This window comes from Halalkalicoccus tibetensis (assembly GCF_037996645.1).
In the GTDB taxonomy this organism is placed as follows: Archaea; Halobacteriota; Halobacteria; order Halobacteriales; family Halalkalicoccaceae; genus Halalkalicoccus; species Halalkalicoccus tibetensis.
Map to the genome: position 1 here is coordinate 590,023 of NZ_JBBMXV010000003.1, position 22,228 is coordinate 612,250.

A 22,228-nucleotide genomic window follows, 5' to 3' on the forward strand; every position below is an offset into this window, starting at 1 on the left:
CTTTGTTATCCAGATCGACCCCTCAGTTTGTGGCGGTTAACTGGCCCTGAGGCGCTTGATCCCCTTTGTGAGCCCAGTGCGTTCATAGAACGGATGAATATCCTTCATATTAACATTCGTTTTCCGTACAAAAGATCAAATGAACTGGCCGTGAATGGGTCATGCGGCCACGGTGTCGTCAGAAGCACCCACCGTCCCTGTTACGAGCCGAAGCCTTATCGAAAAACAGAGAGATAATTATCTTGGGAGAGATGTGTCTCTGACAATACCATCTCACTCTATCCAATTGTATACAATTGTTGCAGCTGCACAATGAGTAACACGTGTTCCAGCAGGAACCACAATCAAGGAAGTGATCGTGAAGCAAGAACCGACCGGCAAGTAGTTCGCCATTCTGAGGAGCGAAACCGAGAACGATGCGCCACCGAACCCGAGAATCCCGAGAAGTGTGTCGGGATCAACGTGGGTATCCTGAAGTACGCCCACGACAGCGACGGAACTGCCATCAGAGGTCCCGATCTCTCAGAGGAACGCGAGCGGTTAGAGTGAGAGCAACGGAAACTCTCGCGGAAAGATCACGGATCAGTGAACTACCGCAAATAACAATGCGTTGTCGCGCAACGCCATGCCGATCTGAAGCGAAAGCGTCGGGACTTCCTGCACAAGCTCTCGGCGTACTACGCTCGGGAATACGACCTCGTAGCCGTCAAGGACCTCGATGCAAATGGATTGATGGAACTTCCGTCGAACAGCCGCAACCGCGCCGGAGTGGCATGGGAAACGTACCTCCGAATGTCGGAGTATAAGTGCGAACGCGAAGGAACGCACTTCGTCGCGGTCGATTCGCGAGGGACGATCAAGGAATGTTCCAACTGCGGTATCTCGGCCGACAAACCGCTGTGGGTGCGCGAGCACTCGTGTCTCTCGTGCGGGTTCGAGTTGGACCGAGACCTCAACGCGGCGTACAACATCCATTCACGCGGACTCATCGAAGTAGGGGTGGTTCACCCCGATTTAATGCCTGCGGAGACCGCGCTCCCTACGGGAACTGATTCGGTTCCTGCACAGCGTGTTATCGAAACAGGAAACCCCGTCCTCAAGGAGCGAACAGCGTCGGCCGTGAGCGAGTAGGATGGGGTAGCTCACTGGAGCGATCGTTGGTCATTCTGTGAGCTGCTCGCTCGCCTCGTCATAGGCGAGGGCCGCCCGCGCGACTGCGAGGTTCTGGCGTGTCGTCTTCCATGCAGTGGTGCCTTCCAACTCTCTATACACCATGAATGAAACCAAAACATATTTAACAAAATAGGGAAAAGTAAGAGTATGAAAGCCGTTGTACTAGCTGCTGGAAAAGGAACTCGTCTGCAGCCACTCACCGAGGACAAACCGAAAGCGATGGTTGAGGTCGATGGACAGCCGCTCGTCGCGCATTGTTTCGACCAGCTCGCTGATCTAGGTGCTGAAGAGTTCGTCGTCGTCGTCGGTCACATGAAAGAACACATCATTGACCACTTCGGCGACAGTTACGAAGGGATCCCGATCACCTACACCCATCAGCGCGAACAGTTGGGACTCGCCCATGCGCTGTTAACAGTCGAGGAGCACATCGACGACGACTTCATGCTGATGCTGGGAGATAACGTCTTTCAATCGAACCTGGAGGATATCGTTCGCCGACAGCAGGAAGAACGCACCGATGCTGCCTTCCTCGTCGAGGAAGTGCCGTGGGAGGAAGCCTCTCGGTACGGTGTCTGCAATACCAACGATTATGGCGAGGTCATAGGGGTGGTTGAGAAGCCCGACGATCCGCCGACAAATCTCGTCATGACCGGCTTCTACACGTTCAGTCCGGAGATATTCCATGCTTGTCACCTCGTTCAACCCTCGGATCGAGGGGAGTACGAGATCAGCGAGGCGATCGACCTCCTCATTCAGTCAGGCCGGACAATCGATGCGATTGGGCTCGATGGCTGGCGGATCGACGTCGGTTACCCGGAAGACCGTGACGAGGCCGAACACCGTCTACAGGACGAGCTGGGAGCGGAAGCCACAGCGGACTAAGGGAAAGGGGGGAGATTGACGGTGGATTCCAGTTTCGGCTCGCCGTTCCCGTTCACCGCCCCAACTTCAGGACAAGGTGACGTGTTGCCCTCCGTGCGGAGACTTTTGGCTCTCCACGGAGCATCTTGAACCCGATATTCTTCGCGTCACAAAGTCACTACGCGACTTTGCTGCTCGGCAGATGTAATCCGACGACCGCATTGTGATCCGTGTTCACCTCGTAGCCGCACTTCTGGTCACAGAACTCCGCTTACGATGGTTGGTTCTCGCGAAGCGTCATCCCATACTGCGAGCACCGCTGACTCATCTAGGCAGGATCGATTTGCGCTGTTCGATTTCTGATCGGATATCTCGCCTCAGTACGTGAGCCGGTTCCCGTCGAGCCACTGCTCGTCGGCGTTAGCCATCCAGTCGACCAGCCCAATGACCTCACGGATCGTCGTGAAGTTATACGAGGCGTTCGACGGGTAGTCGATGTCATAATCGGCGCTCCCGTCGTCCTGGAGGACGGCACAGAGACACTGATGGACGCCTTGAACATCGCTAAACGTCTGGTCGCGGACGTCCCGGAGTGCGGAGTTGCGCGCGCGCCATTTCTCCTCGTGGATTGCGTCGACGATGGCCTGGAGGGCTGTGTTCTGATCCGAAATACCATCGGGAAGGAACACGCGTGGCTGGCCGAAGTCGTTCGCCGCAAAGCCGATCAGCTGCCCGTCGAACCGACCTTGGTTCTCTTGGAGCACCGATCGAACGCCGTCCTCGTCCATATTCGGATCGTTGTCGTCCCGGAGGCGTAGCTGGTGCTCGATCGATTCGATGTACTCCTGGTTTGGGTCGTCGTGGTCTGCTGTCGCGCGGCCACCCATACCGAGTCCAACGATGCCAAGGCCGGCTGTACTCAAGATCTGTCGTCTGTTAATGTCGTTTCTGTCCATTACTTACTCTCGTCCCGTCTCCAGTGCATAGCGGGGACGTTGTAGCCACCCGCCAGCAGGGACTTCAGTCTTCTCGATCTATCCGTAGTATGTCAGTCGGGGTTCACGACGCCATCGTACAGTTCTAGTGCTTGCTGAATGAGACGACACTGGACAGGGAGTCGCGGACTTTGACGATACGGCGTCTCGGTTTCATATCTGAGGATACGAACCACTCGCAGTTGATCTCTTATCGACAGCGATCTGTGCATCGCAGCAGCAAGGAATCTGCAGGAGAGTCAAGCCGATGATTCGACGATGACAGATACTTAACTTATACACTCCGCACAGGAACAGTCCAGTCTTCAGTGCAGCGTGGATTGGAACAGAAAAACACCCATTCAGATCGGTTGTTACTCGGTAGATATACTTGATTAGTGCTTGTTGATCTAGTTCCACAATCACCACAGTCGTCATATCTTATATTGTACATGTACGATAAAGTTAGCATTTCTAATAGTATAAATCTTACTGCATGATAGAGGAAGCTATACCCAGACGACGGATACAAGTCTAATGATGGTTGCAGAAGGGGGTGTCGCTATCAGAGCAAGATATAGATTTTTGATAATAGGTTCGTATCGAAGAAAATATCAAATAAACTGGTGGAATAGAGGGCGGTAGTTGAGACACTATTGTTCCCTTCGGTGGGTAGCTCTCACCAACGGCTCCCACCTTGATCGTCACAGAGTTCACTTGTCACTGCGCAATCGACGTCCACCTCATCGATATATGCCATTGTCTTCTCAAAATCCGTAGGATTGATCCAGACATCGTGATCCTCAACTACATCATGATAGTAAAGCACTAGGGTGTCAGTCGGTATCTTATCATCGAGCAATAAATCAATCAGGTCCATTGATCGTTCAGCGTTATCACCAGGATGGCGATTTGCCGATAGTGAAGAACTGTACTGCCGGTTCATTGCGCCGCGCTGGCCGTGAGTTGCGAAATCATAGTAATCAACGGCGATATCCATCGTCTCAGTAGTGAAAGACCCAAAGGGGTAAGCAAGCATCGAGGCAGCCTGTTCAAAACCGTGATCAAGCAACCATTGTTTCGACTCTCTGAGCTCTGCCCGCTGTTCTTCTAAAGGAAGTTCACCCGTCCGTCGATGGGTATGAGTGTGACTCGCAAACTCCCACCCGACATCCTGCATCTCAGTCATCTGATCAAGGGTGAGACTGTCTGTGTTGCCGATCCGACCAGTGATCGTATAGACAGTCGCAGGAATATCGTACTGGCGCATGATCGGAAACGCAGTATCGTACGTTGACCGAAGTGAGTCATCAAACTGAACAAACAAGCATGGAGTGTGAGTAACAGGAATCGTTCGAAAATCGCTGATATACCAGTCGACATCACTACCCTCCCAGGAGATCGTCATATACGATTCCGTGGTTGATTCGAGATCAGAAACATGACTGACACCTAGATCATAACGGATCCAACCAGGCTCATCGATTTTGTGCCGAGTTCGGTAATGGAGCATCTGCTCACATTCTGGTGCATTAACATCAAACGACGGCGTGTAGTGGTTTCCGGGTGTGTCGACATACATGGCGAGTGAAAATGACGTTTGTGTCAGATCATACCCCTCAAGTGGGATTCGGACCGCCACCCCGTCGTTACCTGTAGCGGTTAACCGAATGGACTTGTAATTCCGGTACAAACGCTCTGTCGAAAGGTCAATTGACCCTGAGAGTACTTCCCACTCATCAATTGATGTCCCCGCTTGCCATTGGTGGCCAGTATCCCATGCGTTTTCACGAGAGTCGCCATCAATAGTCAGTGTGGGACTCTCCGTTTCCCCTTCAGAGGATGGCTCTGGATCAGCAAGAGAGTCACTTTCAGTATCATCCTCCTGATGTTGGTCTGACTGATCACTCGTCTGCGAAATGGGATCTCCTAGACAGCCTGGGATAACCGCTGCACCAGTCGCCGCAAGAAACGCTCGTTTTGTCGTCGACCAGTCTTCATCCATATTACAACGTAGTGATATATTTTTCACACTGATAATTACTCTGACTCTAACCACCGGGAACGATTCTCGAGGTTGTCTGCGCAGCTTACTAGATGGATGGAGTTCCTACGATCTATCCTCATTTGGCCGAGACAGCTGTGCGAATTATATTTAAACGGAATATCGATAGACGGTTATCTTATATCTGTGTTGTCACTATACGTTTGGATATTACTAATCGAAGACGACAAGGAACCAACTAGATTGGGCCGCAGTATCTCAAAGCGGACAAGACAGATCATCCAAGAACGTCTGCCTTACCGACTTACTCCTATAGAGTACGACCCTTCCCATCAACAACGAGCGTCTGGTTGAGCTTTTGTTCTATATGACGATTCCAATGGAGCATCTCAAGGACCGTTTTCCGATTCACTACTCTCCCTCAAAGCCATCGGAGATACAACACCAGTCTCTAGTACCCACATCTCGATTGCAGTAGCAGTCAGCTCGACAGCATTGTCATCAGCAGGATCGATAGCAGATTCCTCTATCTCGAGGATGGTTGTCAGAGTATGGTCCTCGAGAAGCGTATCCGTAACCCACGCTGCGATATGTGGATTGGTCGCTTGCAAATGCGCGATAACTGCTTGATCGAACTCGGATTTGGGATTGTCCTCTTCATGTGAATTAGTGTTCATGAGTTCTGATTATTTCTCTCAAGCTGTTGTAAGCGTCGTAGATGTATTACTATCAATTTCCTAACTAATCAGAACGGATGAAGAAGATACGGTGTCTGATATCCGTCCGACAGAGGAGTGATCTTCCTATTGCGGCTACTACTGCCCACAATAACGAGATGAATTTGGTAGAGCGACCGTTTATTGTCAGGTTAGTGGTTAAAGGTTCAACGTTGTACCCCATTCTTCAGGGATCTGTTCGACAGTAGTAGGATCAACATCGTACAGAGATCCATCCGCTGTTGCCTTCGCAGCAATCAACAGCGATTCTGCAACTAACTGAATGCGATAGCCAATCCCACCGCGTGTAGCTGTGCATATCTCATATAGGATGCTTCCACGATCTGCAAGGGCATGGGCGTTAGTCGCGGTTCCCGCATACTCACCGGCGGGCGTAAACTCAGTAATGTTACTTTGGATCGCTTCGGGAATTTCCTGGTAGAATAACCCCGCAAGTTGCTGAGAGAGGGCCTGTGCATCGCTTGAGACGTCCGGATGCTGGGGCCATGCAAGCGAGACGTCAATCAAATCGCCGTTTGAATCGACGTGAGGGCCTTGACGGTGGTAATCAATGACGAGCTCTGGGTCGACCTCACGTATATAATCAAGCAGAACACGCAGCTCCGAAACCGGATTCTCCGGATACTCATCAGGATGACTCTGATAGAGTGTGCTTTCTTTCCAGTCATACCAGTGATACCGATTTGGATCCCAGCCCCCCTCACGCGTGTGTAATCCCACATCAGGATTCTCCTCGGGAACGTCCGGATCGTGATTCACCCGCTGGCGCTTGGCAAACCCGTCTGGATTAACACGAGGAACGATCGAGAGCGAAACATTGTCGATAATTTCCTTAACGTCGCTGTGATCCGATGAGGCGAGATAGTCAAGCGCAGCAACACAACCCTCGGCAGTGAATGGTTCATGACCATGCTGTTCACTGATAGCGAAGATACTCGTCTCCCCAGTACCAACCGTCGCCGCATATATATCGCGTCCTTCGTTCGATTCGCCAATTACTTCGAGGGAGACACTGTTTTCGCTTGCTTCAACTCTCCGGAGCAGTTCGCCAAGCTCTTCGTTCGTCAATAGATCGTTTGCACCGATGCCAGCAAGCTCGGTTCCAAGATCATCGCGTTGGTCTGGCTCAGGTTCCTCTTCCTCCAAATCCCTTTCTCCACCTTCAGCTGCAGGGGTTCCAAGAGCTGTAGCTCCTGCAGCCACACCGACCATTTTGAGTAACGTTCTCCGTTCCATTAACACACAAAAATAGAAGAAATAATATAATATTTTCTCAGCATCGTATACATTACTGAATGTCATATCTGTTCCAGTCATACAGGGAACTGAATACTGGAATGGAGGTTACGGTATAAGTGGGCGCAACTCCTCACCTTTGCGGGCAGGAGACGTCACTACAGTCTTGGAACGGTTATCAACTGAGTTACTATATTAAATACTTTCCAGATGAATACCTCTCCTATGGAAGATCTGACCGGCTTTCAGCGAGACCTTCTCTGTGTTATCGCGGGACTGGACGATCCATCCGGATTAGCAATAAAAAGCCATCTTGAAGAATACTATGAGACAGCAGTGTACCATGGCCGGCTCTATCCTAATCTTGACATACTCGTTGATCAGAGATTGATCAAAAAAGAAGCGATGGATAAGCGAACGAACGTGTATCTGCTCACTGATAATGGAAAACAGGAACTCTCTATGCGCCGGAAATAGGAAAACAAGTATCTACACGCTGAACCCCTTTCTTGATCACGTAGCGGACCTTTCTTGCTAGAGAAGGATTCTAAGCCGTTTGTATAACTGAATTGCAGTGGTAGTGTGTATCAGTTAGGTTGTTTGTGGGTCGAGTTCAATTGTCACCAGATGAACTGGTGGCTTTCTCACTATTATATTGTGGATCGCTCCCCCAGCGACCGTGAGTAGACGGGGCCCAACCAGTGGGAACGACTCGATCCGGATTCTCTGGGCAGACCGCCAAGTGACCATTCAGAGCTCTGATTGTTAGAAACGATTTGCCACACTCCAGGCACTCTTCCATGAGTAACCACCTTACTTATTCAACCGTCATTAATATACGGATTCTGGGATTGGTCGAGTTCTTTGACTATGCCACCAATCATATCCACTTCAAGAGAGCTCTCAAATGAGATCCCGTGTTCGTTTATTGCAGCGATCCCAGAACGTGGTGACTCTATACACGACCAGGATCCTCAACTCTGAATGACGTCTAATCATGCTGATCCGATCTCCAACGCCGTATCGTCCCCGTCTTGAGTAATTCCAATTGCATACAATTGAATGATGGACCGCAATCAGCCGTGCAGAAAGAGAGTCCGGGCGATCTATTGGAGAAAGTGACGTACAGTCGGGAATCAATTGCCCTACCTACCCGACTTCAGTGAGTTGAAAGGGGGCTTATTCATGAACGTAGGCGAGACCTCCAGCAGGAGGAAACCCGGCGTTCACGGCGGGAAGAATGTCATTGAGAGAGACTAAGCAGCCTTTTCGAGTAAGTGGTTAATATCATCGGCGCGCCCATTGCTGTTCACGACTTTTGAAAAAGTCCAATCCAGTTGGCCGAGAAGGTGATTGTATCCTTCCTCAGTCAGGCTATACTCGTTTGTTCGCTTATCGCGTTCACTTTTTGTGATGAGTCCCTGCTCGACAAGGTCATCTAAGTTCGGATAGAGACGTCCATGATTGATGGCATTCCCGTAGTATTCCTCTAAATCGTTCTTGATGGCGAGCCCGTATTCGGGTTCCTCGCTGAGAATCACGAGGATGCTTTGCTGGAATGCAGTTAAGTCATGTACGGTCGGATTATCGGTTTTACGAGACGATTGTGCCTCTGACATGGTGTGAATTATGACAGCACAGCCAACCAGATAATACTTTCTTTTGCATTCTGAAAAGAAAAATCCGATGTAGATACTATAGTGATTATTACCTCGAAGTGACGTACACCAGTTTTGCCTTCAGTAAGGCTATTTGCTAGTGGATTTGTATTGAGTTTTCAGTAAATAAAAATAGAAATATGATTATATTTATATACCTCATGATCAGGCGATTCGACCTACTTCTCGTCCAGTTTCATCGTTCCAAGATCGATCAGTGCCCCTCAGAGAACCCAGTTGCTCATCTCGAATTCGCCAGTGAACTCTTGTTCAACGCCTGTGGATCTCTGCCGTCGACATTGGCTGCTGATCTCGCTGTTCTTTGCTACGCAGAGCGAGGTATCCCTAGCAGTAGAGACACTGCGTAGGCGATCTATAGATGATATCTGATAAGACGTGAGAGATCTCTACTCACTACCCACCCGTGGCCTCTCCCCTCACTCAAATATAGTCGGCGAAGTTTAATTATAGCCATAATGACTATTACTACAGAGTTACATGTTTGGTATATGGAACGTAGACGGTTCATTGCGGCATCGGCAGCAACGATCGGCTCAGGCGCCATGCTTGCGGGATGTATAGGTATTCAAGACACAGAACCAACTGATAACTCAGATGATGAGAGCGACGAATCTAGCAGTACGGAACCAGAAGAACAGGAGCCTGAGCCGGAACCGGAAGGTGGTGATGGAGAACCGTTCTATCACTACGACCTCGATATCCACGACGAGCGCGAAAACGGGCAGCCAGTATGGATCGACCAGAACGAACGAATGTACGGCCGGAACGGACTCGACGTGATCGTCAGCGATGACTGGTGGGAAACGACTGACGTTCTGTACTCCTTTGACGACCGCGAGGAAGGACGAGTCGAGACGGTTATCGTCCCTGACAGCGGCACCATCATCGTCGCTGTCGGTGGCCGAGACAAAACCGGCGGACGAGTCTATCGACTGACCGACGATCTCAATGACCATAAAGAACTCTTCCAGTTCGAGTATGGTCGGGTCTCAAACAGCATGGGTCACGCTGTTCATGACGACGTGATCGTCATCTCCTGTTATGGGCGATCGGATTACGAGGCAGATCTCCATCCCGATGAGGTGATCCTTTCGACCGATGGAGGCGAGAGCTTCGAGAAGGTGCTTGACGTGTCGCTCAACACGACTGACGCAGCGAACCATCACGTTCATGACGTCGAATACGATCCGTATGCTGAGCGAATCTGGGTGGCTCACGGCGACCACGGCAACTCCCAACTCTTCTGGAGTGACGATCACGGAGAGTCCTGGGAGGAGATCGATGAACAGGGAGCGATCACGATGGTGACACAGGTCGCCGCCTTCGAAGACTGTGTGGTACTGGGAACCGACGGCACTCCAGAAGGCATCATGCGATGGGAACGCGAGAGTGCAAACGATGAACCCGAGCAGGCAAGCGATTTCGAACGGGTTCACGTCCAGATCCAGACCGATCCTGACGACGATACGATGGAGATGTACGCACGTCGTCGGTGGCATATTCGTGAGGACGACGGTCGGGAGCTCTGTATCATACCCTTCGGTTATTCTCCGATGCACGACACCGCCGAGGATTCGGTCGTGCTTGCAAGTGTTGACGGCGATGAGTGGTACGAACTTCATCGAACCGAAACCCGAGAGATTCTACTGACGAACATCATGGGTCCACTCTCGATGGACGGCGATCTCAGAACGCTCGTTTCGGACAGCAATCAGGGGGATGGCTATCAGATCGATGCCACAGTACCGACGTTCTGGGAATGAGATCCTCTCGTACCTAAAGAAGCGGGAGTTCACGAGATATTACGGGAATGAATTTACTAAATATAATAGGAAAGATTATATTATTTCGATCTAATGCTGTAGTATAGTATGCCTCGTAGCGACTCCGAATATGCGAGAATTGTCTCCGAACATGTCCCAAACGAAGCGAATCGGTATCGCTGGCACATCCTTCGATATCTCAGTATGTGTACCTACCCCGCCGGACTCACTGAAATCAGTGAATATGTCGGATCACAGGTCGGGACTCAGTCTCCGGCCGTGAGGAAAACGATTCGTGAGCGGGATGTGCCGGCCTTAGAGAGATGTGGGTCTATCAAATACGACCCCGAATCCAGATTAGTCTGTCTACAGAATGAGGAGGGATCGCTTGCGGACAATGTCCGACCAGCACTCGCTGCAGGGGTGATTTCACATCTAAAACCCCTCCGACTCGCTCGATTCGTTCATCACACTAAAGCCAAAGAAAACAGTCATTAAATATACCATTCCTTAGTTAGAAATACACTTCGCACTCGAATGGCATCTAATTGAACCCGTTAGCAGACACGTGAATATGGGTACAGGATGGCGACGGAACTCCACTCCTAGTCCGAAACACTGCTCCAACCGCTTTCGGAGGGCGGCGTCCCACCGCTCTGTCGCCAGTCAACTACCCAAGCTCGCGAGACATATGTAACTGCTCGAATCGGCCAGAAAGCCTATGCCATGCGCACCAGTAGCATAGATTGGCGAGGCCCCCCCTAAACTCGCCAGCTTCATCAGCATGGTTGTTGAGCCCGTCAATTAGGGACCTGCCCTTAAGGCCGGGGCAGGTTACCCCATGAGCTAAGTTACCTGTCCTCATAGTATAGCGTGGCGGACGTGGTAACTCGTCAGTGCTGTCAGGGTCGCCCAGCAACCCCTGGGCGACTTCCGTGTTCTCCTGTTGATGGTCAAGTCATACGGTCTGAACCAAGCACGTACCCGTATCATGCAAGCCAATAAGCTAAGTCATGTAAGATACTCTCAACCATTGGCGATCTTCCCCCACCCCTGATCGCCATGGTTAGTGCTGTTGTTCAACCTATCCGCCTTGGATAGGTTTCTGCGGAAACCTGGTGTGCACAGAACATGGGATATTGAGAGTAGAGTAAAACCACAAATAGGATATGGGTTTCTGAAAGGAACGCTTCGATTGACCTCTCTCTGAGCCAAAAATCACAAGACAGGTACTAGATACAATATTACTGCCAGCACAACTGTCACGGATATATTTAGATGGGTTGTGAATACAACCCCTAGCACTATCATTATAGACTCCCATTATTGATTGGACGCTGTGAAGCGTCCGAGGGGGACAATTTGAGATGCCTCTGACAGAATCCGGATTCCTCCCCTAGCGATGAAGTGGATGAGCTCCCGTGGCTTACGATCCTGCCACGGGTTTTCTCTGGTGGTCCTCGAATGGCTAGTTGGATATCCGTCTCCGCTTACGATCTCCAAGAGAATGGTTCACTGGCGGACTGGGATCCTCTATGAGCGATACAAGCTACTGGTAGAGATCCGTTGCTCATCCTCTGACCACTTTGTAAAATTGGTTCCCCCTACCTTGCTATCCATATGCTATCGATCAGTTCACAATTAGGGGCTTTGCCTTTATACGCGAAGGATACCTGATGAGATGTTAACCCTACACGGCATAAATCGTCCATCATAACGAACGCAGCGCGTTTCACATCGTAGCACTACCCTCCGTTATCCCAACTAGGTAGATTATGTCTCCCTGTAACCTTGAGGTTGAGATACTCCATATCGGTGCCGAGGTGGACCCCCAGCTCTTCGAAGTCGGATGGATCGACTGACAGACCCCTCGTTTCATACGCCCCTCTTGAGCTGTCTCCATCTTGACGATGGCTGTCCGGCCCAGTTCTAATTTGATGTTTCGACAAACTGTTTCCGAACAGTTCCCGTGGCTTCTCGCCGAGCGATACAGCTAAGCTGTCGAATGGCCAGATCTGCCATGGGGTGAGATGGGAGAATTCGATCTTTCTCGAGCTGCTGACCTTTTCAGCGAGATCGTCGACAACGTTCTGCCAGGCGCTCACGGCGAGGAACTGTCGGTGGAGGCTCCTTCAAGCGGAGCGATGATGACAGAGCGCCCGAGAGAGCCTCCACGGAACGTTTGAATCATTGAGAGATGCTCGACAGGCCGGACTCAGTACGAGTTAGCATCGTTTGGGTTGATCGCCAATGATACATCCTGTCAACGAGGCGCCCGACAATCCATCAATTCAACCTCTCTGTGGAGCGACTGATGTCCGACACGAAGAAACGGCGTTGAAGGTCTTGTGGAGCTATTCTACGTTCCATAGCTGAGGCGGCTTCATCCTGAACAGTGGCACCGTCCATGGTCTATCGGCATCCGATCTCAAAGACAATGGAGAGTGGACACAGGTGACTCACTCGGGGTAGTGATCGCCGCAGCGGAGAGAACTGCGTTGAGATCACCGTAATCCCGACCACACCCTCTCCGACTGCGGTGTTCTACTGACTAAAATCTCAATGCAACGATACAACCAATGTACTATACAGTTCCATCCACAAAGGGATAGTAGCCCTGTCAGGGGCTACAGAGCTCATCCATGGGGGGCACAGGTGATGTCAGAGGCGGCCTAAGCCCTCATCCCTTTCGAACACGTTTCACGCCCGAAAAGCGGTGCGATACTCAGTGTCCGAGCAACAGTCGCCCCTTTGTAGGTGAACGAGTGGCGGCTGCATACGCCACCGAATTAATACGGGGCAGTAATAGATAGCAAGCGATTTCAAGAGACTATCGCTACGCCACCGTCCGTCGCCCTTCTGGGAGTTGGACAGCACAGTACTACAGCCCTGCCACTGCTACAACTACCACTGACAAAAAGCAGCCACACTACTGCCTTCGAACTCGCTCGTAGGACCACCTACGGCGTCTTGTACGGATGGAATTGTATACAATTGACCCTACCCGTATAGGTATCTTTTCGATACCAGGGTACTCCCCCAGTACACCACTGGAACCGCTCTCAATCCCCGCCCGATGAAAGGGTATCCGACGCTTCGAGATACGGGTCGGCTGCCTCGCGGACCCATTGTGGATCGAAGGTGGTCTGAATCTGCTTCACACGGCCCTCATCTCCCTTTGAGTCGATCCATGTCTCAACGAGACCCATGGTTTCGAGCTCTGTGATGACAGTGCGTATCGCCCGATCTCCGAGATCGAGTTGGGTGAGTGTACCGTCTTCTTGAATCTTAGCAGCCGTGACAGGTTGGACGATCTCTCCTGTTTGGGTCTGTTTCCAATCAGTGACACCCACGAGTACAGTGAAATGCTTCGGGGGCAATGAGAGCAGCTTCTCGATGGTCGCTTCCCGCTCCGTTTCCTCGATATTCGCGTCGAGACAGTCAATCGTCACCTGATCGAGCCCACGATCATTGGCCATTTCCCCTGCCCGTCGGAAAAGCCGAAGCGCTCGCCGTGCGTCACCCCAATGAAAGGCCGCCTTCCGAACGCCATGCTCGAAGGAGTCCTCGGGCACTGCTCCGTCGCAAAACGCTCGCTCGATGCGGGGCTCCAGAATAGCTCTCAACGTATCGCGCCCATAGGGCGGGAAGAACAGCTCCTCATCGCCCAGGACGCTCTCGACGCGGCTGTCGAGTCGGAGATCGACCGTCACCAGCTCGTTACTGAGCAGCCAACATGAGAGGTGAATATCTCGGACAAGCTTGCCTTCCCCACGCAACAGCCGATAGAAGAACTCGTTGGGATCGTAGTTGGTATCGTGTTGAACGTGGTCGATCTCATCGAGAAGGAGTACAGTCCACTCGGGATAGTCAGCCAGCTCCGTCCAGATCCCCTCGAAGACGCCGTCAAGTCCCTCATAGGCCCCACGTTTCTCACCGGTGAGTGCAAAATGGATCTCATTAGCCGCACTAAAGATCGATCGGCAGTCCTTGAGATTGACGTACTCGACGGCCAGGAGATCAGTCCGGGCAGCGAACTCGCTGGTGATTCGCCGTGTAGTCATAGTCTTACCCGTCCCGGGTGGCCCATGGATCGAAACGGTCGGCGGTAGATATCCTTCGTGAACGCCGTTGAGAATCGTCGCGAGAGTACGCTCTTGATTCTCACGAGCGATGATTTCGTCGGCTTCGGCCAGCGGATCAAGCACGTCCTTCTGGGCGAAGACGCTGTCAGTCGGTGCCGTTTCGTCGAAGAGGTCGTCGTACTTACTCATTGTACTGGTAGGGAAGGGAGGGGGGTTTGTTTTCTCTGCGCCCAGCGGAACTACATGTCTGTATGTTAGCGCAGGCAGCATAAAAGATACAGTCAGTCCTCGAGTTGGTCCTATTCATCGAATCGGCCCCAACGAGCAGGGAGACCACTCTAGTCTGGGCCCTCCCTGTTACCTACTTTATTGTGTCGTCATAACTATAGAGAGATACACGTATCTGTCAATGAGTGACCGTCGCTGCCAACTGGATGCGTCCTCGATCGTATGCCGTTCGATACTCGTCTCAGATACCACGGGTGAGAGTGAGATACACTTCAACGAATGCCTGCTTTTCAGATCGGTCGGTGTAGGCGTGTCACCTCCTATTCGATGGCTTCCATTAGGTCGAAAATACGATCCTGCTCGTCGTCACCGAGGAAGTACGGGTAGAGTCCAACCAGTGTAATATAATCTGTCTCTCGAACAGCCCTTGCAACGTGGAGATGCACATCGACTTTGTAATCACTTGCCTCAGCCACCCCCGGATACTGGTATACTGTCACTTCGTTCTCGAATGGAACGACTGAATGAGTTGTGCTCGCCTGGTCCTCGATTTCGATAGTCTCATATCCAATCTGAAGACTATTCTCTATGACCTCGTTCGTCACCCGTTCAGCAAAATCGACTTTCTGAGAGACAGTCTCGATTTCAGGTGTCCCAACGGCGGTAAATGCCGCTACTGGCTGTTCGCCATCTATACGGTCGATAGTCCGAACGCACTCAATGAGATGATTCGACGCCTCAATTATATATGACTCATCCTTCATCGATATTGTTTGTGTTAGTTCAAATATGATATCCCGTGTCTTCTCGTAGTCCGTTTCTTCGAGTGTAGCGCCATCGATAGCAATGGGGGTGGGTTCGGCTGAAATGACGTTTTCCCTGCTGGATTCCGGTTCAGTGTCGGAATCGTCCTCGGTATCAAGCTCCATACAACCGGCTGATCCGACTGTTGTGATCGGAATGACTTGGATAAACTGCCTCCGGTTCATCTAACATATACTCTCCTTATATCCTATTATTTTTATCTAGTTATAACAGATTTTTAATACGAAGGTCGCGACTGATGTTTGTCACCTCAGTGGCTGTCTCTCCTCGATATTATAAACGGCTCACTGAATTTTCCGGAACCTTCAACGGACCTCGTATCTGCTGGGTACTTGTCACTCCTCAGTCTAGTAAATATAGTAAGAAAAAGAGTTATATTTTATAGATCAGTACTCGTTACTAGTGACGCAGAATCTATTGCAGGCTGATGACCTCTTCATTCGCCGTGGGGACCAAACTATCCTAGATGGGGTGTCAGTTACGATCAGTCGGAACAGTAGTACGTTGATTCAAGGACTCAGCGGGTCAGGAAAGACAACCCTCTTCAACGTGTTGGGGTTGCTCAACCCGCCGTCAGCAGGGACGCTTATTATTGACGACATCGACGTCAGCGAAAGCTCGGAACGCACACGAGCACGGATCCGACGAGAGACAGTGGGGTTTGTTTTCCAGGACTTTCGTCTTATTGATGATCTAACTGCACGCGAGAACGCAGCCGTTCCCCAAGAACACCGGGGAGAACGTGACGAAGCGTGGCTCGATACGCTTTTTGAAGCACTCGCGATCACTGATCTGGCCGACCAGTATCCAGCAACACTCAGTGGCGGCGAGAAACAGCGCGTTGCCATTGCACGAGCACTGGCAAATAAACCAGATATCATCTTTGCTGACGAACCGACCGGCCAGCTCGACCCGCGAACGGCGACCCAGGTTCTTGATCTCCTTTTCGGTCTGCGAGACCAGATGGAGATGGCACTCGTCGTGATCAGTCATGACCGTGATCTCGCCCGGCGGTTCGATCGGGTTCTCCTCCTCAATGACGGTGAACTAAACGAGCAACCGCCGGTTAGCGATGATGTTCCAGCCGAGCGATCGTCGGCCGAACCTGAACATCCACTTACTCTTCAGTAATGTCCCTATTCGAGCCCTGTACTCGCTTTTATCGTTGCTCATGCTGGGACGAACACCGCTCCTATCGAGTTATAAAACGGCAACCGTGTCGAGGGTCACTCTAAATGGGATATCAGCACACGCTGATTCGAGACTGGTCGCGTCGAGATTGGTTGACGGTAGCCATCATCGCAGTCAGCACTGCGTTTCTCGTCGGGACGACGCTGCTACTTCTGACTGTAGGGACGCAGTTCGCAGCGATCACCGGCGATGTATCGACCTCCACGACCGCAACTTACCATGATTCAGTGGCTGACGCTGAAAACGCCACTGGTGACGGCGCGATCGTCTTCCCGGTCGCAATCGTCGACGATGAATCGGGCACAGAACACACTGTAATCGGTATTCCAGCAGATGCGCCACGCGAACTGGATGATGCATCGACTGGTCCGAATGAAGCGACTATTCCGCCTCCCGGCGAGTCCCAAACCCTCTCCGGTCCCAGCTCCGAGGACCAAACCGTTCAGTTTGCGGGTCAACAAGGAGAGATAACGGCCACAGTAACGCCCCACGATGAGGACACGCTCTTCCCATCATGGTGGTATACAGCTGAGAGTTCAACGGTCGAAACTCTTGGACCGACAGAAGCGATTGCTATTGAAACCAGTGGTGAAATCACCGACGAGGAACCAACGATCTTCAACCTCGAGCAATTCGATACCGGTGTCCCACTCGTGTCCGCACACGCGTTTTTGCTCACCGGCATGAGTGAAGTCCTCCAAGTACTGGCGGTCGCGACCGGCGCTGGGGCGGTTGTTATCATGGTCGTTCTCTATAGTGTAACTCGTATCAGCGTCTGGGAGCGTCTTGAGACGCTTGCGATTATCCGTTCGACTGGTGGGACACCACTCAGCGTTCTCTCGCTCTTTGGAATCCGGTCTACACTTCTTGCACTCGTCGGTGTCTTTGGAGGATTCCTTATTGGGAGTATTACTCCGCCACTCGTAGTCGCCCTTGCAAGCTGGGCGGGGCTGTCAGTTACATTAGAGCCGCGACTAACCTGGCCAATCCTTCGTGTTCTCATCCCAATGCTCACTGTGCTCGTGGTTGTGGGCGCTCTTGCCGGTGTACTTGCAGCCCGGCCCGCGGTGACCGTTGCACCTACCGCACTCCAGGGCTTGTCCGGACAGCGCCAAACCTCTTCTCTTGTCCATCAGCTCACAACATGTGTCCCGTCGTCGCTGTCACCGACCCTCTTAGACTGGCGAACGCTCATTCCGACGGGGGCTACACTCACCGTATTCATCCTTCTCGTCCTCTTGATCGGTGGAATCGGCGCTGCAGCAGCACCGCTGGATACCACCGAGACTGGGACAGTAACGTCTGCAGATGCCTCACATCCGATTGATAGTCGTCTCGATATAGAGACTGCTGACGCATTCCGTGCAGAGGGAATCGATGCTAGTCCGGAGCTCATGATTGGGCAAGTGAATGATGGTGAGTCATATCTCGCTCGAGGAGCGAATTATTCCGACTTTGCTGCTGTGACTGATGCCGAGCTTATCGACGGTCATGAGCCGGCTGCACCGGACGAAGCAGTCATCGGGAGTAGTCTTGCAGAAACCCAGGACGTAAGCATCGGTGAGACACGGATGCTTGGCGGGAGCGACCGTCCTGGTGTCTCTCAAGTGACGATCGTCGGCGTCTATGAAACCGACAGTATGGCCGACGATCAACTCATCGTCCCACTTGAAACTGGCCATGAACTCGCACTTGATACGGGAACAGTGCATGTTATTCGGACTGCAGGGGATGCTGACGCCGCACTCGGTAGTCCGGATGAATCTACGGGGATTATAGACACCGTATTTGACACCAGAGACGGCTCTGAAGATACAACTGATGCGGAGATGGTCCAGGAGGTGCGTGCCCCAGAAACCGCTGCCAGCGACGAATCCGTACCGATCTCAGTCTATCTGCGCAATGATGAATCGGCCGCCGTCACAGAAACTCTTGAGATCGAGGCCGGTGACCAGACTGTCGAACGCGAGGTAACACTCGAACCCAATAAAGAGGCCCAGATCGAGATCAACCATACGTTCGACTCGACAGGATCTCAGACGGTAGCTGTTGGCGATCATTCACAGAATATCACTGTTCTCGCACCAGATACCCTTGTGTTCCCTGAGACACTTCCCGCCGAAGCACCCCCTGGTGAGACTCTTCTCGTCCCGGTGACGACACCGGACGACGACCCTGTTTCGGATGCGACTGTCTCCCTCGATGGGGTCCAAGCAACGACTAATGACGATGGCATCGCTCAGATCGAACTCCCCGAGACCGAAGGTGAGTACGAGCTCAGCGCGACACAGGCCGACCAGGATAGTGTAAGCCACGAAATAGAGGTTATCGACGGCCAGCAACGTCTGTTCGGAGCTGATCTCGAGATAACACCCCAGACTGGAACCCCGAGTACTGCCCCCGAGACGACAGTGACGCTGATGAATCACTGGATGGAGGGGCAAACACAGGAAATACAGGTCAACTCTCCGGCAGACGAACAAACAGAAACTGTAACGCTCGCTCCAGGCGAATCTATGAGTACGGATCGTACTGTCGGTGACGGAGACGCCAAACAAGAGATCCCACCTGGTGAGTACCAGATCGAAATGACCGCGGACGAGGAGCCGATCGCAACTGAGACCTACGAAGTGCTGGATGGTGACTTCGACCTTGAGTCGATCGCCGGTGACGCACAGTATCAGTCCGGAGCAGCTATGGGACAGCTCATCGACCAGACACTCGGCAATATGCAGGTTCTGTTCGGAACGATGATCATCCTCGCAGGATTGATGACAGTTGGGAGTACAACAGCGGTGTTCGCACAGGCGGTTCACGCTCGCCGAAAGGCGATCGCGATCCACCGATCGACGGGCGCACGTCCGATCCGAGTGCTACGCATTATCGTTCTTGATGCCTGCAAATTGGCAATTCCGGCTGTTCTTCTTGCTGCAATTGGCGCACTTCTCACGCTCTTTCTTCTGCGTGCCGTAGGTCTGTTGAGCGTCTTTGGAATTCAGTTAACAACTGATTTATCTCCCGTGCTCGTCCTCCTGACTCTTCTTGGAGCGGTGGCTATTGCTGTCTGTAGTGCTGTACTCGCGGTCCTTCCGGCACTGCGCTCATCACCGACAGCTGTATGGCACGGCACACCGGATGAGAAGGATTCTCGAAAATCCAACAATGATACTCTGTCGGACGAGCAACTGTGAACTACCCCACCCTGTTCGACCTTACGGACTCGTTGCGAACGGGGCTTCCTGTCTTGATGACGCACTTTGCAGGGACCGGATTGGTCCCCACAGGGGGCGCAATCTCCGCAAGTCGTTCGAAAGGCGCGAAGTGTCTTTCGTGATCATGAAAGAGCCTCACCCTCTCGGATGATATTGAATCGGAGTGTAGCACTCCTGCTATCGTGAGACCACGAGCAAGGATATGGTACATGGGGTTGAGATCCCTGTCTGCCTCGAACCCACCCGCAGGACACTCATTTGGTTGTCCTTTTCGGATCGGTCACGACGAAGTGCACCCCTTTGCGGTTGCAGTTGTGATCCAACATACGGAGGACCGTTCCTCATGACGCCGACGCTTGGTTCCGGCTGTTGGACAGACGTAGAATATCCGTAATTCATATCATGGAATAAAAATAAAAATTATATGCTTGGTCTCTCTTGTTAGACTACAATGCGGGACTGGTTTAGACAACGCGCTTACTCAGTCTATGAAGAGGTGCTTAAACGTGAAGTCAGTAGCACACCAACCCACATTGCAGTTATTCAGGATGGTAATCGGCGATACGCACGGCAGAATGACGATAGTGCTACAGAAGGCCATCATGCTGGTGCTGAAACTACTGAACAGATCTTGAAGTGGTGTCAAGAGATCGGTGTCGAAGAGCTCACACTTTATACATTTTCAGTCGAGAATTTCAATAGACCATCGGATCAAGTTGAAGCACTTTTCGATCTTATTTGTGAAAAATGCAGAGAGTTTGCTGACAACGAGCGCGTTCACGAAAACGAGGTTGCGATTCAAGCTGTTGGGGAGATCGATCAGCTTCCCGATCGGGTCCAAGACGCGATTGATTACGCTGAATCCCGTACTGAAGATTACGACGAGTTCGTTCTCAATATTGCGGTTGCTTACGGTGGTCGCACAGAGCTTTTGAGTGCTGCTCAGACGATCGCGCATAAAGTAGACGAAGGTGAACTTGCGCCGGATGATATTAATGTCTCCACTGTCGAGCGCTCTCTATACAAGGGCTCTTCCTCGGATGTGGATCTCATACTGCGTCCAGGCGGTGACAAACGTACATCGAACTTTCTTCCGTGGCAGGCAAACGGCAATGAAGCTGCAGTTTACTTCTGTACACCATACTGGCCAGAGTTTCGTAAAGTCGACTTTCTCCGTGCGATCAGAACCTATGAGAACCGCGAAGCATCCTGGCAACGAGCTCGTAGTAGACGCGCACTCACGCTACTACGTTCTTTCAATGAGACAAACCTTCCAGATGCGAGAGCTATTGTCGAAGATTTCTATGAAACTATACCGGCTGATGTACGAACAGAGGATAACGAATTAGCCTTCACATCGACTAATTCCGAAAGCCACAGCTCAACAGACTAACGGTCTCTGGAGCTAGGCATAGCTCTCGAGCTGAATTTGGATCAAGCTACTGCTCTCGGTGCGCTCGTTACGACGTGGTGTCATTTCTCGTACTACTTTCAGGCAGTAGCTAGCTGATTTTGATCATTTGACTGCTTCCATCAGATCCAAGACTCGATGTTGTTCATTAGCAACGAAGGCCTGTGGATATATTCCAGCTAACGTAATGTAGTCTGACTCACGAACTGTCCTTGCAACGTGGAGGTAGACGTACACTACATAGTCATCTACCTCAGCGGTCCCTGGATACTGGTATACCTTTGTCTCGCGCTCAAATGGAGTAACTGAATCAGTTTCGTGTACCTCGTCGCCGATTTCCACGTTCTCATACCCTATCTGAAGACCATTCCCAATGACCTCATCGGTTACCTGCTCAGTGAAATTGATCTCCTGGGAGAAGGCCTCAACTTTCGGTGTTGCGACGGCAGTAAATCGTGCTATCGGCGCTTTTCCTACTTCTGGATGGTCAACGGACCGCTCGTATTCAATGAGGTGATTCGCGGCTCGAACTACGTACGATTCATCACCTACTGCCATCGTTTGAGTCACCTCGAACACGATATCTCGTGTTTCTTCATAGCCCGCTCTTTCGACTGCTGTAGTATCAACGGCAATTGGCGAAGGTTCGGCTGAAACGAGTTCCTCTCCTTCCGCTTCTGACTCGAATTCTGGGCTCACATCAAGATCAAGCCCTACACAACCAGTCGACCCTACTGCTATAATGGGGAGCGCTCGAATGAATTGTCTTCTATTCATATGTCGTTACATCCATTTTTAGAGTATTAGTCCTATCTGGAAGTAAATAAGAGTTACTATTATTTCTA

General features: G+C 51.5%; 15 protein-coding genes and 2 pseudogenes. 7 read left to right on the forward strand and 10 right to left on the reverse strand.

Translation table 11 applies throughout. From position 1 onward, the window contains the following. Positions 1-325: 325 nt before the first annotated feature. Positions 326-1,131, forward strand: a pseudogene (locus WOA58_RS11465) (RNA-guided endonuclease InsQ/TnpB family protein); the annotation flags it as partial. Positions 1,132-1,161: 30 nt separating this feature from the next. Here the strand turns inward: WOA58_RS11465 and WOA58_RS19075 are convergent. Continuing rightward, positions 1,162-1,248 (reverse strand): annotated as a pseudogene (locus tag WOA58_RS19075) (winged helix-turn-helix domain-containing protein); the annotation flags it as partial. A 72-nt stretch (positions 1,249-1,320) separates the two neighbouring features. On the opposite strand from WOA58_RS19075, the gene aglF reads away from it, so the two are divergent. Continuing rightward, on the forward strand, positions 1,321-2,058 hold the full coding sequence (gene aglF / locus WOA58_RS11470) for a UTP--glucose-1-phosphate uridylyltransferase AglF (RefSeq protein ID WP_340604345.1): 738 nt from the start codon (positions 1,321-1,323) through the stop codon (positions 2,056-2,058). Between the two features lie 356 nt (positions 2,059-2,414). Here the strand turns inward: aglF and WOA58_RS11475 are convergent, their stop codons facing one another. The 4 genes from WOA58_RS11475 to WOA58_RS11490 all read right to left on the reverse strand — a co-directional run bounded on the left by WOA58_RS11475 (position 2,415) and on the right by WOA58_RS11490 (position 7,070). Then, positions 2,415-2,924, reverse strand: coding sequence for a hypothetical protein (locus WOA58_RS11475; RefSeq protein ID WP_340604346.1), 510 nt, complete (start codon positions 2,922-2,924; stop codon positions 2,415-2,417). 766 nt (positions 2,925-3,690) lie between these two features. Then, complete coding sequence (locus tag WOA58_RS11480; RefSeq protein ID WP_340604347.1) at positions 3,691-5,016, reverse strand: polysaccharide deacetylase family protein; 1,326 nt, start codon at positions 5,014-5,016, stop codon at positions 3,691-3,693. A 389-nt stretch (positions 5,017-5,405) separates the two neighbouring features. Further along, entirely contained in the window at positions 5,406-5,693 is a 288-nt protein-coding gene (locus tag WOA58_RS11485; protein ID WP_340604348.1) for a hypothetical protein, read from the reverse strand. 198 nt (positions 5,694-5,891) lie between these two features. Next, positions 5,892-7,070 carry a M14 family zinc carboxypeptidase gene (locus WOA58_RS11490; RefSeq protein WP_340604349.1) on the reverse strand — a complete coding sequence of 393 codons (1,179 nt, stop codon included), beginning with the start codon at positions 7,068-7,070 and terminating at the stop codon, positions 5,892-5,894. 144 nt (positions 7,071-7,214) lie between these two features. On the opposite strand from WOA58_RS11490, the gene WOA58_RS11495 reads away from it, so the two are divergent. Continuing rightward, on the forward strand, positions 7,215-7,466 hold the full coding sequence (locus tag WOA58_RS11495; protein WP_340604350.1) for a helix-turn-helix transcriptional regulator: 252 nt from the start codon (positions 7,215-7,217) through the stop codon (positions 7,464-7,466). Positions 7,467-8,245: 779 nt separating this feature from the next. Here WOA58_RS11495 and WOA58_RS11500 read toward each other — a convergent pair. Further along, positions 8,246-8,608 carry a PadR family transcriptional regulator gene (locus tag WOA58_RS11500; RefSeq protein ID WP_340604351.1) on the reverse strand — a complete coding sequence of 121 codons (363 nt, stop codon included), beginning with the start codon at positions 8,606-8,608 and terminating at the stop codon, positions 8,246-8,248. A 548-nt stretch (positions 8,609-9,156) separates the two neighbouring features. Here WOA58_RS11500 and WOA58_RS11505 point away from each other — a divergent pair. Continuing rightward, positions 9,157-10,431 carry a beta propeller repeat protein gene (locus WOA58_RS11505; protein ID WP_340604352.1) on the forward strand — a complete coding sequence of 425 codons (1,275 nt, stop codon included), beginning with the start codon at positions 9,157-9,159 and terminating at the stop codon, positions 10,429-10,431. 1,745 nt (positions 10,432-12,176) lie between these two features. On the opposite strand, the gene WOA58_RS11510 is transcribed toward WOA58_RS11505, so the two are convergent. The 3 genes from WOA58_RS11510 to WOA58_RS11520 all read right to left on the reverse strand — a co-directional run bounded on the left by WOA58_RS11510 (position 12,177) and on the right by WOA58_RS11520 (position 15,673). Next, a complete protein-coding gene (locus WOA58_RS11510; protein WP_340604353.1) occupies positions 12,177-12,536 on the reverse strand; it encodes a hypothetical protein in 360 nt (119 codons plus the stop codon). Positions 12,537-13,493: 957 nt separating this feature from the next. Continuing rightward, positions 13,494-14,705, reverse strand: coding sequence for a Cdc6/Cdc18 family protein (locus WOA58_RS11515; RefSeq protein WP_340604354.1), 1,212 nt, complete (start codon positions 14,703-14,705; stop codon positions 13,494-13,496). Positions 14,706-15,064: 359 nt separating this feature from the next. Further along, positions 15,065-15,673 (reverse strand): DUF6517 family protein, encoded by a 609-nt coding sequence (locus tag WOA58_RS11520; RefSeq protein WP_340604355.1) that lies wholly within the window; start codon positions 15,671-15,673, stop codon positions 15,065-15,067. A gap of 298 nt (positions 15,674-15,971) precedes the next feature. Between WOA58_RS11520 and WOA58_RS11525 the strand changes: the two genes are divergently transcribed. The 3 genes from WOA58_RS11525 (at position 15,972) to uppS (ending at position 21,365) form a co-directional block, all read left to right on the forward strand. After that, entirely contained in the window at positions 15,972-16,700 is a 729-nt protein-coding gene (locus tag WOA58_RS11525; protein ID WP_340604356.1) for an ABC transporter ATP-binding protein, read from the forward strand. Positions 16,701-16,852: 152 nt separating this feature from the next. Beyond that, positions 16,853-19,951 carry an ABC transporter permease gene (locus tag WOA58_RS11530; RefSeq protein WP_340604357.1) on the forward strand — a complete coding sequence of 1,033 codons (3,099 nt, stop codon included), beginning with the start codon at positions 16,853-16,855 and terminating at the stop codon, positions 19,949-19,951. Between the two features lie 472 nt (positions 19,952-20,423). Beyond that, positions 20,424-21,365 carry a polyprenyl diphosphate synthase gene (gene uppS, locus WOA58_RS11535; RefSeq protein ID WP_340604358.1) on the forward strand — a complete coding sequence of 314 codons (942 nt, stop codon included), beginning with the start codon at positions 20,424-20,426 and terminating at the stop codon, positions 21,363-21,365. A 123-nt stretch (positions 21,366-21,488) separates the two neighbouring features. On the opposite strand, the gene WOA58_RS11540 is transcribed toward uppS, so the two are convergent. Further along, positions 21,489-22,082: a DUF6517 family protein gene (locus WOA58_RS11540; RefSeq protein WP_340604359.1), complete on the reverse strand. Its 594-nt coding sequence runs from the start codon at positions 22,080-22,082 to the stop codon at positions 21,489-21,491. Between the last annotated feature and the right edge of the window lie 146 nt (positions 22,083-22,228).

Bases quoted from the DNA above. Each gene is read 5' to 3' on its own strand.
- WOA58_RS11500 (WP_340604351.1), bottom strand. From the start codon at position 8,608: ATGTCAGAGGCACAATCGTCTCGTAAAACCGATAATCCGACCGTACAT.
- WOA58_RS11515 (WP_340604354.1), bottom strand. From the start codon at position 14,705: ATGAGTAAGTACGACGACCTCTTCGACGAAACGGCACCGACTGACAGC.
- WOA58_RS11485 (WP_340604348.1), bottom strand. From the start codon at position 5,693: ATGAACACTAATTCACATGAAGAGGACAATCCCAAATCCGAGTTCGAT.
- WOA58_RS11490 (WP_340604349.1), bottom strand. From the start codon at position 7,070: ATGACTGGAACAGATATGACATTCAGTAATGTATACGATGCTGAGAAA.
- WOA58_RS11495 (WP_340604350.1), top strand. From the start codon at position 7,215: ATGGAAGATCTGACCGGCTTTCAGCGAGACCTTCTCTGTGTTATCGCG.
- uppS (WP_340604358.1), top strand. From the start codon at position 20,424: ATGCGGGACTGGTTTAGACAACGCGCTTACTCAGTCTATGAAGAGGTG.
- WOA58_RS11505 (WP_340604352.1), top strand. From the start codon at position 9,157: ATGGAACGTAGACGGTTCATTGCGGCATCGGCAGCAACGATCGGCTCA.
- WOA58_RS11480 (WP_340604347.1), bottom strand. From the start codon at position 5,016: ATGGATGAAGACTGGTCGACGACAAAACGAGCGTTTCTTGCGGCGACT.
- WOA58_RS11475 (WP_340604346.1), bottom strand. From the start codon at position 2,924: ATGGGTGGCCGCGCGACAGCAGACCACGACGACCCAAACCAGGAGTAC.
- aglF (WP_340604345.1), top strand. From the start codon at position 1,321: ATGAAAGCCGTTGTACTAGCTGCTGGAAAAGGAACTCGTCTGCAGCCA.
- WOA58_RS11520 (WP_340604355.1), bottom strand. From the start codon at position 15,673: ATGGAGCTTGATACCGAGGACGATTCCGACACTGAACCGGAATCCAGC.